Annotated in this window: 15 protein-coding genes and 1 pseudogene; 10 read left to right on the top strand and 6 right to left on the bottom strand. The window is 60.2% G+C overall.

Annotation, left to right across the window (positions count from 1 at the left end; translation table 11 throughout):
* Positions 1 to 153: 153 nt before the first annotated feature.
* Positions 154 to 876 (top strand): fumarylacetoacetate hydrolase family protein, encoded by a 723-nt coding sequence (locus EI982_RS06005; RefSeq protein ID WP_157688622.1) that lies wholly within the window; start codon positions 154 to 156, stop codon positions 874 to 876.
* 18 nt (positions 877 to 894) lie between these two features.
* Here the strand turns inward: EI982_RS06005 and EI982_RS06000 are convergent, their stop codons facing one another.
* Complete coding sequence (locus tag EI982_RS06000) at positions 895 to 1,851, bottom strand: D-2-hydroxyacid dehydrogenase (RefSeq protein ID WP_157688621.1); 957 nt, start codon at positions 1,849 to 1,851, stop codon at positions 895 to 897.
* A 96-nt stretch (positions 1,852 to 1,947) separates the two neighbouring features.
* Between EI982_RS06000 and EI982_RS05995 the strand changes: the two genes are divergently transcribed.
* The 3 genes from EI982_RS05995 (at position 1,948) to EI982_RS05985 (ending at position 6,338) form a co-directional block, all read left to right on the top strand.
* Positions 1,948 to 3,321: an NAD(P)/FAD-dependent oxidoreductase gene (locus EI982_RS05995; protein WP_157688620.1), complete on the top strand. Its 1,374-nt coding sequence runs from the start codon at positions 1,948 to 1,950 to the stop codon at positions 3,319 to 3,321.
* Between the two features lie 743 nt (positions 3,322 to 4,064).
* A complete protein-coding gene (locus tag EI982_RS05990; RefSeq protein WP_157688619.1) occupies positions 4,065 to 5,417 on the top strand; it encodes an APC family permease in 1,353 nt (450 codons plus the stop codon).
* A 285-nt stretch (positions 5,418 to 5,702) separates the two neighbouring features.
* Complete coding sequence (locus EI982_RS05985; RefSeq protein WP_157688618.1) at positions 5,703 to 6,338, top strand: IS6 family transposase; 636 nt, start codon at positions 5,703 to 5,705, stop codon at positions 6,336 to 6,338.
* Positions 6,339 to 6,565: 227 nt separating this feature from the next.
* Here EI982_RS05985 and EI982_RS05980 read toward each other — a convergent pair.
* Both EI982_RS05980 and EI982_RS05975 read right to left on the bottom strand, forming a co-directional pair.
* Positions 6,566 to 7,734, bottom strand: a pseudogene (locus EI982_RS05980) (ISH3 family transposase).
* A gap of 127 nt (positions 7,735 to 7,861) precedes the next feature.
* Positions 7,862 to 8,278, bottom strand: coding sequence for a cupin domain-containing protein (locus EI982_RS05975; RefSeq protein WP_199243748.1), 417 nt, complete (start codon positions 8,276 to 8,278; stop codon positions 7,862 to 7,864).
* A gap of 485 nt (positions 8,279 to 8,763) precedes the next feature.
* Between EI982_RS05975 and EI982_RS05970 the strand changes: the two genes are divergently transcribed.
* Entirely contained in the window at positions 8,764 to 9,093 is a 330-nt protein-coding gene (locus EI982_RS05970) for a hypothetical protein (protein WP_157688617.1), read from the top strand.
* Here EI982_RS05970 and EI982_RS05965 read toward each other — a convergent pair whose 3' ends face one another.
* Positions 9,094 to 10,302 (bottom strand): inorganic phosphate transporter, encoded by a 1,209-nt coding sequence (locus tag EI982_RS05965; protein ID WP_157688616.1) that lies wholly within the window; start codon positions 10,300 to 10,302, stop codon positions 9,094 to 9,096.
* A 684-nt stretch (positions 10,303 to 10,986) separates the two neighbouring features.
* On the opposite strand from EI982_RS05965, the gene EI982_RS18305 reads away from it, so the two are divergent.
* From EI982_RS18305 to EI982_RS18300, 3 genes are all read left to right on the top strand, one after another.
* Complete coding sequence (locus EI982_RS18305; RefSeq protein ID WP_233255298.1) at positions 10,987 to 11,232, top strand: DUF5615 family PIN-like protein; 246 nt, start codon at positions 10,987 to 10,989, stop codon at positions 11,230 to 11,232.
* A gap of 469 nt (positions 11,233 to 11,701) precedes the next feature.
* A complete protein-coding gene (locus EI982_RS05955) occupies positions 11,702 to 12,190 on the top strand; it encodes a type II toxin-antitoxin system death-on-curing family toxin (RefSeq protein ID WP_157688615.1) in 489 nt (162 codons plus the stop codon).
* A 25-nt stretch (positions 12,191 to 12,215) separates the two neighbouring features.
* Positions 12,216 to 12,356 carry a hypothetical protein gene (locus EI982_RS18300; protein WP_199243746.1) on the top strand — a complete coding sequence of 47 codons (141 nt, stop codon included), beginning with the start codon at positions 12,216 to 12,218 and terminating at the stop codon, positions 12,354 to 12,356.
* 41 nt (positions 12,357 to 12,397) lie between these two features.
* On the opposite strand, the gene EI982_RS05950 is transcribed toward EI982_RS18300, so the two are convergent.
* Complete coding sequence (locus tag EI982_RS05950) at positions 12,398 to 12,640, bottom strand: hypothetical protein (RefSeq protein WP_157688614.1); 243 nt, start codon at positions 12,638 to 12,640, stop codon at positions 12,398 to 12,400.
* Positions 12,641 to 12,818: 178 nt separating this feature from the next.
* Complete coding sequence (dgoD, locus tag EI982_RS05945) at positions 12,819 to 13,973, bottom strand: galactonate dehydratase (RefSeq protein ID WP_157688613.1); 1,155 nt, start codon at positions 13,971 to 13,973, stop codon at positions 12,819 to 12,821.
* A 243-nt stretch (positions 13,974 to 14,216) separates the two neighbouring features.
* Between dgoD and EI982_RS05940 the strand changes: the two genes are divergently transcribed.
* Complete coding sequence (locus EI982_RS05940) at positions 14,217 to 14,366, top strand: hypothetical protein (RefSeq protein WP_157688612.1); 150 nt, start codon at positions 14,217 to 14,219, stop codon at positions 14,364 to 14,366.
* 279 nt (positions 14,367 to 14,645) lie between these two features.
* Positions 14,646 to 15,026, top strand: coding sequence for a DUF5820 family protein (locus EI982_RS05935; RefSeq protein WP_157688611.1), 381 nt, complete (start codon positions 14,646 to 14,648; stop codon positions 15,024 to 15,026).
* The last annotated feature ends 20 nt before the right edge of the window (positions 15,027 to 15,046 follow it).

Below are 15,046 nucleotides of genomic sequence, written 5' to 3'. Positions count from 1 at the left end.
ACCTCACGGTTCCGGCCGACGCGTAAAAACTGACGCGGATCGAGGGCCGCAGGTAGGGGTACGTTGGATGTTACCGATTGTCACAGTAAACGCTTTCGACGCCCACCGCCGGCGTTCCACAAGCGGTTTGTCGGTCGGCCGGGACGGGAGCGTATGAAACTCGCGCGCATCGCGGTGGACGGTGAGGTACACGAGGGCGAGTACCGGGACGGCGTCGTCGCGACCGACGACGGGGAGTTCGTCGTCGGCGAGGACGGCCCCCTGGCCCCGCCGTGCGATCCCTCGGCGCTCTACTGCGTCGGACGCAACTTCGCCGAGACGCTCGACCAGATGGAGTACGACGTGCCCGACCAACCGGCCTTCTTCATCAAGCCGCCGGCCTCGGTCGTCGCCCACGAGCGACCGGTCCCCTATCCCACCTTCTCCGAGGAGGTGACCTACGCCGGCGAACTCGCGGCCGTGATCGGCGAGCGGTGTCACCGCGTCGACCCCGAGGACGTCCCCGAGGTGCTGCGGGGTTACACGATCATGAACGATCTGGACGCGCTCGATCAGCCCGGCCGCACCGCGCGGAAGGCCTTCGACGCTTCCGGTCCCCTCGGCCCGTGGATCGAGACCGACCTCGACCCGCACGGGATCGACATGCACACCGACGTGAGCGGCGAGCGCCGACAGGAGGCGAACACGGAACTCATGCTGTTCGATCCCTACGAGGTCGTCTCTTTCCTCTCCGAGCGGTTCACCTTCCGTCCGGGCGACGTGATCGCCTTCGGCAGTCCGGCCAACCCCGGCACCGTCGACCCCGGCGACGTCGTCGAGATCACCTACGAGGGCGTCGGCACGCTCCGCAACGAGATCGCGCCGCCCGAGCGCTGACGCCGGCCCGGCCGTCGCTCAGACGACTCGGTTCTCCAGGCCCTCGACCGACCCCGTCTCCTCCATCCGGCGCAGGTTCCCGGCGAGGATGTCGGCGAGGCGGTCGTAGTACTTCGGCGTGTTGCCGGCGTTGTGCGGCGTGATCCGCACGTTGTCGAACGCCCACAGCGGGTGGTCCGCGGGCAGGGGTTCGGGATCGGTCACGTCGAGTGTCGCCCCCCGGATGTCCTCGTTCCGCAGCACCGTCACCAGGTCGTCCGTGTCGACCACGGGGCCGCGCGCGACGTTGACCAGTAACGCGTCCGCGCGCATCGAGGCCAGCGCGTCGGCGTCGATCAGTCCACGTGTGGTGTCGGTCAGCGGGCACGCGAGGATCACGTAGTCCGCCCGGGCGAGGGCGTCGTGAATCCGGTCGAACCCGACCACCTCGTCGGCCGGGCCGCCCTTCTCCGGCGTGTACCGGACCCCGATAGTCTCCACGCCGAAGGGGTGGAGGCGCTCGACGAGTGCCTCCCCGATGGCGCCCAGCCCGACGACGGCCGCCGTGCTCCCCTGGAGTTCGCGGACTGGGTAGGCCTCCCAGTGGGCGCGCTCCTGGCGCTCCCGGGCGAGGCGGAACCGGCGTTCGTGAGCGATCAGCGATCCGATCACGTACTCCGAGATGTTGGGGCCGTGGACGCCGGCCGCGTTGGTGACGGCGACGCCCGCGTCGGCCAGCGCGTCCGTATCGAGGTGACCGGTGCCGGCGTAGGTGCAGGCGAAGAGGTCGAGGTTCTCCGCGACCGACAGCCACTCCGCTTCGAAGTCGATGCCGGTCACCACCCGCGCACGGGCGAGCAACTCGCGCTCCTCGTCGGGCGTGGTGGCGACGGCCACCTCGTGGTCGGGGAGGCACTCGCGGAGCCGCTCGCCGTAGGATTCGGGTGCCATGCCGTGGACCTTCTGTCGGAGGACGACGACGTCAGGATCTGTCATGGACGGCGTTGCTCGCGCCTCCGTTATAGACCCTCGGGGGACGGCACGGCCGTCGCGTTCCGGGCGTTTAATACAGTCGCCCGTCGGATGGTGGGTATGGAACACGTCGACGTAGCCGTCGTCGGCGGCGGGCCCGCCGGATCGGCCGCGGCGCACGCGGCGGCCGAAGCCGGCGCGTCCGCACGCGTCTTCGAGAAGGGCGTTCCCCGCGACGACCGATCCGGACTCGGGCCGGACTCGACGGACGCCGCCGGCATCCTCGATTACTGGGTCGACATCATGGGCATCCATCCCGACGAGTTTCCCGACGACGTCTTGCTGTCGGAACTCGACCGCGCGGAGTTCGTCGGCCCCACGGAGTCCTGTGTCCTGCACAGCACGGGCATCGACTCCTCGTACGACACCTTCGGCTACACCTTCCACCGCGCTCGCTTCGACGACTGGCTCCGGGAGCGCGCCGAGTCCGCGGGCGCCGACTACCGCGTCGGCGTCTCCGTCCGCGACGTGGAGACGACCCTGGACGACGACCCCAGACACACCGTCAGGCTGGCCGACGGCGACGAGGTGACCGCCGACTCCGTGATCCTCGCCGACGGCCCACAGCGCACCGTCACCAACCGCGTGCTGGATCGGTACCTGCCGTACCCGGTGACCGACCGCCTCGGGACGACGACGGCAAACCACATCGCGTACCAGGAACACCGACGCCTGCCCCCGGCCGTCGCCGAGGACCTCCGCGGCGCCATCGCGTTCTGGTGGGGGTATATCCCCGGACACACCGCCTACCCGTGGATCTTCCCCAACGACGACGACGTCGCCCGGATCGGGCTCACGATGCCGATCGGTCTCGACCTGGACGCGGTGACCGACCCCGAGTCGTACGCCCTGCTCCGCCCCGACGACGAGACGGTCCCCGGCGGGAGCGAGTACCTCCGGCGCCTCCTCGAACACGAGTACGGCGACGAGTACGACGTCCCCGGGGACTTCCCGCTGGTCGAGGACCGGGGCAAGTCCGGCGGCACCGAAACCTACCCCATCTCCTCGACCCGACCGATCGACTCCCCGGTCGAGGCGGGCATCGCCGTCGTCGGCGGGGCGATGGGCACCACCTCGGCGTTCCACGAGGGGGGCGACCACGTCGCCGTCCGAACCGGTTCCATCGCGGGCGATCTGGCGGCGCGGGGCGACCTCTCGCGGTACAACGACGCCTGGAAGGACGCCATCGAGGACGAGATTCTGCGGAACGTGACGATGGCGGACATGGTCGCCGACTACGACCCGGACGACTGGGACCGCATCTTCCGCACCGGCCGCAAGATGCTCGCCAGCGAGAGCGGCTACCGGATGTTCGAACGGAAGTTCGGTGCCGGGTGGAACGCCATCAAACTACTCGTGGGCTATCGGTGGCGGAAGCGGCGCCTCCGGCGGGGCGGCTACGTCAACGTCCCCGCGGCCGACTACGTCTACTGACGCCGTGCCGCAAGAGGTTACCCGCTGGGCGCCCTCCTTCCACGTGCGTGCCTTCAGTCCCCGCCCGAGCATACCCACCAGGGCGCGATGACCGCGCGGCGAACCCGGGCACGCGACACGGGCTGCCGTCGCACAGCCGACCCAACCCCGCGACCGCCCGGCACGAGGGTTAGCCGGCCGACTCGGCACGCCGCCAGGGATGAGGCCGGACGTTAGTGTTCCGGGCGTACATCGACCTTTTGCAGCGCTCGCTCCGCTCGCTTGCAAAAGCTCGATCAAAAGCCTGCGTCAGTGGCTTCGCCCCTTCCTTGGCCTCGCGCTCGCATTCGCTCGCGCGAGTGAACTGGCGTCTTTGCGAGCGTAGCGAGCAAAGGCTCGGGAGACGACCGAAGGGAAGTCTCCCGGCGACCTACCGGACTCTACGAGCCACTCGGTCGCCAGATGCTGGTGCTCCAGTCCATTTTACTCGCTGAGGCAGGTTCTTCTTTATTGACGGCCCCGTTCTCGCCGAATTTCGGAAATTATCGATGGTGACCGGGCAGGAATGAGGTCTGGCGGGAGTTCTCAGGACTATCAAGTCGGAATGTTCATCCTGGATACAGTGCGGAGTTCAGAAGTCCCCGTATATCGCTGTATGTCGATGAACAAGAACTTGCGTGCAGTATCACTAACTAGTCCACAATCTTTTCGCTACCCCGCTTGTTACAGTCTAACGGTACGTTTTAATCGAGGTCATGATCTCTATGAAAACACTCCGCTCTCTCCTGACTCGCAGTCGTTCTGGGAAACTCGGACTCATCGAGGTCATAGCGATGGGTGTCGGCGGAATGGTCTCGGGCGGGATCTACGCCGTCCTCGGCGTTGCAATGCAGCAAGCCGGTAATGCAGTCCCGTTGTCGTATCTCATTGCGGGCGTCATCACTCTCCTCACTGCCTATTCCTATCTTCAACTCACGCTGCACTTCGGGGAACACGGTGGCGTCTTTTCATTCGCCGAGCACATCGTCGACAACCCGACTATCGCCGCGTACGTCGGGTGGGTTCTCGTCATCGGATACGTGGGTGTAATGGCGATGTACGCGTTCGCCTTCGGTGCCTACACGCTCACTGCCGCGAGAGCTATCGCAGGGATCGAACTCCCGCAACTCCTGCGGCCGATTATCTCGACCCTGGTCGTCGCTGCGTTCGTCGGTCTCAACCTCCGGGGCGTCCACGAGACTGGCCTCTTTGAAGATATCGCAGTGTACATCAAAATCATCATTTTGCTGTCGCTCGCAACCCTCGGAGTGATTTTTTATGATGGGAATGTGGCAGCACTCGACTTCTTCAGCAAAGGCGTCGTCAGCCCAATCGCAGGATTTGCCATCATATTCGTCTCCTACGAGGGCTTTCAACTTCTGGTCTATGACTACGAAGACATCGAGAACGTAGAACGAGTGTTGCCGATCGGGATGTACGTCGCCATCGCTATTTCGATACTGATCTACGTCTCAGTGTCGTTCATGGCGACACTTCACCTTACGCCAGAGCAACTTCTCGCCCATCAGGAAGTTGCACTCGCCGAGGCCGTCTCCAACATCCCCGTTCTCGGGGGTACTGGATTTGTTCTCGTCATCCTTTCGGCAATGAAAAGCACCTCGTCGGGTATCAACGCGACCTTGTTCGGTACCTCGCGGCTTGTCCATGAGATTGCGACAGAAGGTGCCCTCCCGCGCGTGTTTTCGTTCCGGAACCGAGAGGGAATCCCCGTCTACTCGTTGCTGATTATCGGTAGTCTGACGGCAGCACTCGCAGCCTTGGGAACTCTCAAACAGATCACTGAGTTCGGATCAGTGGCGTTTTTGATCTCGTTTGCAGTCACGAATTACACGAACATCGTGCTCGCCGACGAGACGGGGTCGAACCGCCTCATTCCAGTACTCGGTCTGGTCGGCACGGGAGTTGCGCTTCCGGTTGTTCTCTATCACCTCTATCAGTCTGACGTGGAGATTCTGCTCTGGATCGTGGGGATATTCGCGGTAGTCTTCCTCATTGAGTTCCTCTATATCGAGCGGAGTTCGTTTACGCCCGATTTAGACAGTGGGGGGAGAGACTGATCTAAACGATGGGATTTCAAAATGGCGGGACGACATCGTTCAGTATGGACTCACACCTTCACTTCCACCGAGCCTACTAGTAGAAACTCGGTCGGTCGTGTTCCGGTCGTACATTTTGAGTATACTATTAGCATTATTTGTGAATAATATGAATAACATTAACTACAGTCTATTATCGAAACCGGATTTCTCGCGGAGAGTCCCTTCGTCGCTGTATTTTCATGGAAACAGTCGATGAGGTAGCGTTGCGATAAGGAACGAGGCGGTCAAAGATTTGAGTGGATTATGCTCTCGTTCGACCGCCTCAGTGGCGATAGCGGTTGCATCGAGTTAGAATTTCCGGAGCGAGAGGCGACACCCGAGCCGGCGATGAAGCTCGGTATCCGACTCCATTTGGCTGGACTATCACTTTCGGATACAGTCTCGATTCTTGAGATGTTGGGTGTCGATCGTCATCGAAGCACCGTGCATCGATGGGTGCAGAAGGCCGATTTACAGCCGACAGGTGGTGCTGAGCCGAATCACGTTGCGGTCGATGAGACTGTGATTCAACTCAATGATGAGCGATATTGGCTGTACGCTGCTGTCGATCCCGATACCAACCGCCTGCTTCATGTTCGGCTCTATCCGACGAGAACCACTGCGATCACCTCGATGTTTCTCTCAGAATCACGTGAGAAACATCAGGTAGACGACGCAGTTTTTCTCGTCAACGGTGCACCGTGGTTGCAGGCAGCCTGTCACCGACACGGGCTACGATTCCAGCATGTTACACATGGGAATCGGAATGCCGTCGAACGTGTCTTCCGAGAAATCAAACAACGAACTAACCAATTTTCAAATACGTTTAGTCACGTCGAACCGAGTACCGCTGAAAACTGGTTACAAGCGTTTGCCTTCGCATGGAACCAGCTTATCTAGACACTACCCGATGATAGCGGCCCTAGAATGATGTCTGTCGGGAGTGCTATGTTCAGTACCTCACAAAGCATCGCCAGTTAGCGTGACCGGAGCCACCTGTTCTGTTGTGGTGAGTCATCGATTGCGGTTGAGCACCGCTGATCGAAGGCGGAGCTGTCGCTGTCGGCGGCGGTCAGCCGCCGACGCGACAGCGTTGCTACTTGCGATGACGCTTGCTCGGTCAGTGACTACCGGTAGAACCGGTCGTCAGGAGGTCGGTTCGCGGGGACGGCCCGACGCACCGAGAGGGCCGTCCACGCAGCCCCCCGAACCATATTGACGAACTCCTTGTACGGCCACCACCAGAGGCGACGCTCGCCCCGGCGGGGCGTCGCCACAAACTCGTAGTGCAGATACCGCCAAACGTTCTGTAGCAGTAGATTCACTACGACGTACAGCAGTCTGACCGTCGCGTCTCGTGTCGTTGTCGTCGCTATCGCTTGCTCGGACAAGCGATAGCTCGACTCGATACCGAAGCGTTTCGAGTAGTGGTATCGAGCGTCGCGTGGTGTCTCGATGAACGGCGCGTCAGTGGCGTAGCCGTGACGCGCCACGCCGTTCTCGTCGTATCGTCCATTCAGATACGTACAGTCGATGTAGACGGGAAACTCGACGGTCCAGCTGTGACCGGCGAGTTTCCCTGTCAGGTCGTGTCGGATGACGCGACTCCACCCTTCCGAGAGTTCCTGCTGAATCGCCTCATCCCACCGAATGATCGGGACAACGTACGCGTAGGTGTGCGCTTGAAGCAACGTGAGACACTTGCTATCGTAGAATCCGCGATTGAGGTGACGGCCTTGACTTCGGTGTCAAGGTCGTCGAAAACGCCAAGGAACTCAGCGAGAACGCTGCTGGCGGTGTCGCTGTCTTCGAGACGGCGCACCGCCAGCGTGTAGCGTTTGCTCCGCACGCGTGCGTAGAGTGTCAGCGTAAGCGTGGAACGCAGTGGTTCCCCGCTTCGCTTCCGAGTGATAGAGGTGGTCTGTGTCTTCTTCGTCACCGTAGTAGGGCCGCAGGTGGAGGTCTGCGCAGACCTCCACCTGCTCGGGGAGTAGTTCGACAATGTCTCGGCGAAGAAGCCTGTTAGCGACTCGTTCGAGCCGTTCCGGCTCGAACTTCGTCCGGAGGTGGTAGAGAATCGTGTTCGCCGATGGCGAGTCTTCGCTGGAGTTGCACAGTGTCGAGATCGAGGTCCCGTCGGCGGTCGCGCGACGAGGACCTCGTAGATGTCCTCAGCGTTGAGTTCAGCATTGTTCGCAAGACCGAGAGAAATTTCTTCGTCAAGCCGGTTGACGAGGAACTTAAGGAGCTTGTCTTCGTGTATTCCACTGTCTGCTTGCTGCTGTTTGCTAGGCACATTCGTAGCAAGCAGACATCTCAACTAACCGGCTTTGTGAGATACTGATGTTTCCTGTCAGGTGGTGATGTTTGTGCTGCATACAGAGCGCGAATCTAGCACGGTTCGATGGCACGTTTCCTGCCTTTTATTCACGAAGACTATACGAACTCGGGTTATCAGACCCGACGAAGATAGTCAGCGCAGTAATCTCCTCGTCAATATTGAAAAAGTCGTGTTCAAGTCCCTGTTCGACGAAAACCACATCGCCGCTCTCGACAGAATGTGTTTTATCTCCAATACGAATCATCCCCGACCCAGAGATAATGTAGTAGACTTCATTCTCTGTGTGAGGGTTCTTTGGCGACGCGGTTGGATATTTTCCTACCTCGATTGTTACGGACTCTTTGCTTAACACCTCTGCGACCTGTGCATCTTCCTCTTTGAGTCCCGTTATCAACTCTTCCGTGGAAACGCGAGTCATATCTGTTATTACCCTCTCGAAAGCTTCAAACTTCGCTTGGTTGGTCCGGGAGCGGCGGACGTGAAACCGCAGATCTTGCATTCATATGCCCACCAGCACACAGGTAGATACCGTCGTTTCGTCGTGTCTAGTGCGAGTTTTGATGAATTTCACGTATTACCTTGTTTGGGAACATCTGAAATAATCGGAGTCGTCCTGCTGAACTCATCCTCTGAGTCTTGCACAGCTGTTACTGACACATCGCGTATAGGTCGGGGTGAGGCGTGCAAGATGGAAGGCGCATATCTTGCACACGTTTTTTGTTCATCCGACTTGATCCAATTAATACAGACACCACACTTTTTGATTTGGCGAGGGCGATCTTGAGTATCCTGTGCCTGGAGCCGACCCAATACAGTGTCCATTTTGTGGGTGGACTGGTGACGAGACTGAACTCGAACAGACAAATAATGGGCCCGCCTGCCCTGCTTGCGGGGAAACTGTAATGATCGAGTAACCGTACAGCAAGACGCTATCAAACTCGTCCCGCCACCGCACTTAGGTGGCTTGAAATATGAACACGATGTATGGTTCTTGACTCGGATGTCAGGACCCACGATTCACTGCAGACAAACCTCAAAAACGCAATCGAACGGGCACTCACACTGGAGACGTGGGTCTCCAGTTCCCGCGAGCGGATTGCCTCGAAATCGTTCATCAGTCGCCACACGCAGTTTGGTTCGGTGGACGAGTTCTGTGTGGCCAGCCCGTGTGACGATGACACTATTGGCGGCGTCCAACAGCTCTCGGCCGATGAACGCGACGCATTCGTAGCGCGGACAACTGATTTCGAGACATGGGCAGAAATGAAGGAAAGCGCAGCTGTCGAAGATCTCGTCACGCTTCAGAATATCTAATTACCCGAGTCCCGGAAGCGCAGCGAGCGTGTGATAGAGCGCGAAGCTAATTACGGTCCCGCCGACCATCGAGCCGACCCACGCCCCGACAGTGTAGACCGTCTTTGTGGTCGATACCCCGGCGGAGTCCGACGACCCGCCGACAAGTCCGGCCCCGACGATGCTAGAAATCATCACTTTGTTGAACGAGATGGGATAGCCGAGCGCGATTGCTGCCTGCGCGACGAGAAACGCAGGAATGAACGCTGCAATCGACCGCTTCGGCCCGAGTGAGGCATACTCGCGGGCCACAGCCTGGATGAGGCGTGGCGAACGGAACCATCCCCCGAGGAGAATTCCAAGGCCCCCGAGTGCGAGCAGGTACAGCGAGGGAAGGCCGAGCGACGATTCAAAGACGGCTTCCAGTGGCCCGGTGGCCAGTCCGACCTGCGACCCGCCGCTGGTGAACACGACGACGAGGGCGAGCGCGACCAGCAGTCTGTTGATTCCGGTCGTCACGTCACGCCGGAGTTGCCAGTAGACCACTGTGAGCGTGAGAAGTCCGAGTACAACCCCAACGAGTACGATTCCGGCCTCGCCGAGCCCTATCGATGCGACGTTAAATTGACGGGTGATAACGCCCGCAATCGATCCTTGCTCGCTCTGGGGGGCCGGGAGAAACGATAGCTGGACGTTGGCGAGTGTGTAGCCGACGCCGGCGGCGAGCAGCGGAATGCTTAGCGTATCCGAGACCGTCTCATCCAGTAACAGCCACGCGAGACCGTACGCGAGGACGCCCTCGACGACCGGAATCGCAAACCAAAATCCCAGAATCTTAGCGTACGTCATGACCGCAAAGCCACCGCCAAGAGCGACACCCGCACCGATCGCTGCACCGGTGACCGTGAACGCTGAGGGAATAGGGTAACCGCGGGAGTTCCCGATCGTGATGAGTGTGGCTGCCGTGAGCAGCGTCGCAGTGGCTGCTAGTGGCGTGATCGTCACGCCGGTCACCAGCCCGTGACCAATCGTCTCGGAGATACTGCCACCCTGCGCAATGGCACCGAGACCGGCGACGAGGCCGACCAGTAGTGCCCCCCGAAGGGTGGACAACGCGTTCGCTCCGACGGCTGGCGCAATCGGGGCGGAGTTGCTGTTTGCCCCGACGGTAAATGACATAAAAAGCGATGCCACGAGCGCGACAGAGACTATTCCGATTACTGAGGACATAGGTGTCCAGGTTCAGACGGTGCTGTGACTCGGAGTAGGAGCCCGATACGCCACACTCTTGAACAGACACGTATGATTCTGTTGGTAGCGTTCGCGCGTCTCGTGGAACTGATCACAGCCCCCGTCTATTTGACTCTCCTCATCGTTCGACCCGAGTCTGCTACCGCGCCGCCTGGTCGATGAATATCAACGGATTCCGGTGAAACCCGATACGGAATGCGGAAGTAGGAATATTTTGGAACTGAGGTTCCTTAGAATGGGATAACACATTCACCGAGCCTACTAGTAGTTTCTCGCCCGGTAGTGTTCCGGGCGTACATTTCACAGACACTCTCTGAGCGGGAGCTCTCGCCAGCCCAGTCAGCAGTATGATTTTGCGGGAGTAGCAGCAACGTGTAGGTATATCCGAGGGAGAATCCCGGCGGATCGCACACGAGCTGAAGAGCGAGCCGCACATTCGTGGCCGCCGGGTCAGCGTCCGTCAGGTGTATGCCCTTGTCGAAGAACGTGGTGAAGACCCCGAGGCTGTTGCCGATCGGTACGACCTCGACGTCGCTGACGTGTATCACGCGCTGGCTTACTATCACGATCATCCGCGAGAGATGCGTGACGTAGAAGAGGAGCGCGACGATGCGATAGCGGCCTTCCGCGAGTCGATCAACCGTCCCGAAGGCGTCGATCCCGATGCCGCCTGAGATGAGCGGGTGGCGCTTTCTCCTCGATGAGAACATCGATCCAAAGACAGCCACGTACTTATCGAAAGAAGAAATTCACGCCGAGCACGTCCGTGACGCGCTCCGGCAAGGAGCCGATGACGAAGCGGATGTCTTACCGTACGCCCGAGAACACGAACTGATCGTCGTGACGAGCGACGTGAAAGATTTCGGTGGGTTACCATCCGACGCTCATGCTGGTGTCGTCCTGCTCTAGGAGGATACGATGCCGGCGTATCAGGTCGCGTCTGGTCCAATTACGATGACCGACGCGTATCCGAATCGAGATTCGTTCGGTGGCCGCGAGGAACTCGATCCGTGGGTTTGATCGGGGATGCTGATTTTACGATCTTGAGGCCTTCAAATCAGCCAAGACACTTCCACCTACCTTACTAGTAGAAATTCGTCCGGTAGTGTTCCGGGCACGCATTTCGAGTATAATATCGAAAGTATATGCAAATAATACAGATAGCCTCAGTCGGAATCTATCATTGAATGAGATTCACCCGTAGTAGCCTCTCTTTCTCGCCGGATCACGGAAACAGTCGATGATGACGAGCCTGGAATAAGGTTTGCCCGCTCTCTACGACGCTCGCCGCCGTTACGCTCGGGAGGAGTGACCCCAACGGCAAGAGTCGGTCGTTCGGAGAGAAAACGATAGGTTAGTCGGATGTGAATCTCCGACAATGACCGACTCGTTTTGGTATCCGTCGGTCGAAGATGTACTCGACATCCACGAGGACATCGTCTCGGAGTACCCAGACACCAGCTCGGGCGTCCGGAGTCGCGGAGATATCGAATTCGCACTGGAGTACGTCAGCGAAGGGAGCTTCGGGTCGGTTCCGAAGACGATTCACGAGAAGTCATTTCATCTGCTTCGGCTCCTCGTCGCCAACCACCCGTTCGTGGACGGTAACAAGCGCACCGCACTCAACACGACGACGGTATTCTATCTGCTCAACGGTCGCCGGTTCGAATACGACAACGAAACCAGAGGGATACTGGCGAAGTTCGGTACCGACGAGAAGGCTGTCGATGAGGACGACGTACTCGAATATCTCCGAACACACACGACCGAAGTCGATTTGCACGAAGTGGTCGAACGATGGCGAGGCGACCTCGTCGAGTACGGACTTGCTCAGCTGTCCGATGAATCGTTGGACCCGAACGATTAACCGAACTCGTGGTCAAGATGTGGACATGGCGACGGAAGAGCAGCCAGGCGACCGAACGCCACTCGACGATGTGATGGAAGACATTCGCCGAGAGCTTGTGTTGCGCGTTGCCAAGGCTGATCGGGACGAACATCGCGAGATCTACGACGCCCTCGAAAACGAGTAGCGGTTTCACGTCCATCTGTTCTCGATTCGCAGAAACGTGAGTTACACTCCCGGCGAGCCTGCTAGTAGCTTCTCGCCCGGTAGCGTTCCGGGCACGCATTTCGGATCCACCCCGGTAACCACGCTCTCCAAGGATCCCCCAGCCGACGACGGACGCTCGCGTCGGTCGGACCGGAGCCGGGCTGAGTGCCGTCGAGATCCAACCTCGGAATCGATTGCCGCCGCTGTGACGATGGGTGCCGACGACTCGATCACGGCCGTCGATCCGACCGTCGTCGACGCCATCCGATCCGGATCGCGCTCCTGGAGTTCAGCTTCGGTCCCGGCGGTCTCCCCCGGGCAACCGGTCGCCTTCGAGGGGGAATTTTTCGGATGCCATCCCGCGACCCCGATCCGTCACGCCCGGGACCCGACACTCGTCGACACGGCGAATCCGCGTACTGCGCCGATCTCGGACTCCGGATCACCACTCTGCGAGTACACCGTCGTCGGTTCGCCATAGTGGTGGAGACCACTCCGAGCTGTCTTCGCTACGTGATCTCACTCTCTCTTCGTCGATTTCGACTCCTAACCCGGGACCGCTCGGGAGTTCCATCGTTCCGCCCTCGTAATCGAGAACGTGGGGATTGGACAGGTACTCCCGGAGCCCCCCTCGGTCGTTATACTGCATATTCAGACTTTGTTCCTGAATGAACGCGTTGGACACTGTCGCGTCGACCTGTACGGAGGACGCGAGGGCGATCGGCCCAAGTGGACAGTGGGGGGCGACGCTGATATCGTAGGCTTCGGCCATCGTCGCGATTTTTCGCACTTCGGTGATGCCACCGGCGTGCGAGAGATCGGGTTGGATGATGTCGACATGCCCCGCTTCAAACAAGGGCTTGTAATCCCACCGCGAAAAGAGACGCTCGCCAGTCGCGATGGGAATCGTCGTGTGTCTGGCTATCTCTCCGATCGCATCCGAATGCTCGGGGACCACTGGTTCCTCGATGAACATCGGGTTAAGCGGCTCGAGCTCCGTGACGAGCTGTTTAGCGACCGTTTTCGTGGTCCGACCGTGCAGGTCAACACCGATATCCACCTCGGGTCCGACGGCTTCCCTGACCGCGGCCACTCGATCACGGGCCTTTCGAATCTGTGCGGGCGATTCTACCCGTTCGAGGCCCTCGGTAGCCAACATCTTCACCGCGGTAAAGCCCTCCTCGACCTTCTCGACGGCCGCCTGTGTCACCTCGTCGACCGTCTCGCCGGTCACCCATTGATACACACGCATCCGGTCACGGACGGGTCCGCCCAGAAGCTCGTAGACGGGTTTACCCATCCGTTTTCCTTTTATGTCCCAGAGAGCCTGGTCGATACCTGCGATCGCACTCATCAAGATCGGACCACCCCGGTAGAAGTCCCCCCTGTACAGCACCTGCCAATGTTCCTCGATCGGTGCTGGATCTTCGCCCAACAAATGCCGGTCTACGAGCTGGCGGACGGCGGCGGCAACAGGTCCTGCTTTCCCCTCGATCACGGGTTCCCCCCATCCGACTGTGCCGTCACTCGTCTCTAGCTTGAGAAACAACCAGCGGGGTGGTACCCGATAGAGTTCGTAGTCGATGATCTCCGTCATACGATTCAGTCAAAGAGGGCATTCCAGTCCTATTTATAAATTTGCCACCACTTCCGAGAAACCGAACGGCCGTCGGGAGTAGCGCCGACGACCCGTCGATGACCGTCGAGTCCCGGTGGGATGCCCCGAACCCAAGGGATATATCCGCGCGTCCGGTAGATTCCACCGAGATGAACCACCGAAGCGTGCCGGAGACACACTGGGGGCCCGCGACCGATTCCGTCCGAACCGGGGGCCGGTAGCGTGCCCTGGGGCGTCAACACGGAGTTCACCGAGGACGAGCCACAGGACGTGGAGATCGAAGAGGACGGAGAGAAAGTCGACCGCAGCGAGGAGGGGTCCGAGACCACCGAGGACTTCGACATCGACGAGGCGATTTCGAACCTGGACTGATACGGATTAGTGTAACTGTTCACCGGTGGTTCGCCGGACTGTCCTGGCGAACCACCGGTGCTGACTTACAATAAACAGTATGAACGGCTCGCCCGTATCGGACTCCGGCGGCCGGGTACCCGGGGCCGCACTGGTCCGCGTGTCACGAACGGGAGAACTCGAACCCACGACTAGCCGTGTGGACGTCTCGGACGGAGGGGGCGACGAGTGGCCGATCCGTCGCCGGCACGCGTCGCCGCGGACCGCGAAGTATAGGGTCGTCGGCACGAAGTAGGGGGCGTGACATTCGACGCGCTTCCCGACGGCTGGACGGTCTGGCACGAGGAGTCCGAGGGGCGGGCGATCCTGGCCTACCGTCCCGACGTGTTCGACACCGAGGCCTTCCCTGCGCCCTGTCTCCCGACTGTCTACCTCTCCCCGGGGTCGCCCCGGCGTCGGCCCGGGAGCGGGGAAAGCGACGGATGGACCGTCACGCTGTATCTCGAACCCGAAGTCGAGGCGCGGGTCGAGTCGGCGGACGACCGGCCGGCTGCCGTCGAGACGGCGGTCGAGTTCGCCCGCGCGTTCGCCGCCGGCGATGTCGACTACCGCGAGGTCTACCAGGTCCCACGGGAGGCGTACTTCGAGCGCCTCGACGAACTGCTCGGTCGCGAGGCTTAACCGACCGGGTCGTGAACGTT

The sequence above is a fragment of the Haloplanus salinarum genome (genome assembly GCF_009762275.1).
In the GTDB taxonomy this organism is placed as follows: domain Archaea; phylum Halobacteriota; class Halobacteria; order Halobacteriales; family Haloferacaceae; genus Haloplanus; species Haloplanus salinarum.
This window is presented reverse-complemented; position numbering and strand designations above follow the sequence as displayed.

Coding starts and splice junctions, on each gene's coding strand:
- EI982_RS06005 (WP_157688622.1), top strand. CDS start 154: ATGAAACTCGCGCGCATCGCGGTGGACGGTGAGGTACACGAGGGCGAG.
- EI982_RS06000 (WP_157688621.1), bottom strand. CDS start 1,851: ATGACAGATCCTGACGTCGTCGTCCTCCGACAGAAGGTCCACGGCATG.
- EI982_RS05995 (WP_157688620.1), top strand. CDS start 1,948: ATGGAACACGTCGACGTAGCCGTCGTCGGCGGCGGGCCCGCCGGATCG.
- EI982_RS05990 (WP_157688619.1), top strand. CDS start 4,065: ATGAAAACACTCCGCTCTCTCCTGACTCGCAGTCGTTCTGGGAAACTC.
- EI982_RS05985 (WP_157688618.1), top strand. CDS start 5,703: ATGCTCTCGTTCGACCGCCTCAGTGGCGATAGCGGTTGCATCGAGTTA.
- EI982_RS05975 (WP_199243748.1), bottom strand. CDS start 8,278: ATGCAAGATCTGCGGTTTCACGTCCGCCGCTCCCGGACCAACCAAGCG.
- EI982_RS05970 (WP_157688617.1), top strand. CDS start 8,764: ATGGTTCTTGACTCGGATGTCAGGACCCACGATTCACTGCAGACAAAC.
- EI982_RS05965 (WP_157688616.1), bottom strand. CDS start 10,302: ATGTCCTCAGTAATCGGAATAGTCTCTGTCGCGCTCGTGGCATCGCTT.
- EI982_RS18305 (WP_233255298.1), top strand. CDS start 10,987: ATGCCGCCTGAGATGAGCGGGTGGCGCTTTCTCCTCGATGAGAACATC.
- EI982_RS05955 (WP_157688615.1), top strand. CDS start 11,702: ATGACCGACTCGTTTTGGTATCCGTCGGTCGAAGATGTACTCGACATC.
- EI982_RS18300 (WP_199243746.1), top strand. CDS start 12,216: ATGGCGACGGAAGAGCAGCCAGGCGACCGAACGCCACTCGACGATGTG.
- EI982_RS05950 (WP_157688614.1), bottom strand. CDS start 12,640: ATGGCGTCGACGACGGTCGGATCGACGGCCGTGATCGAGTCGTCGGCA.
- dgoD (WP_157688613.1), bottom strand. CDS start 13,973: ATGACGGAGATCATCGACTACGAACTCTATCGGGTACCACCCCGCTGG.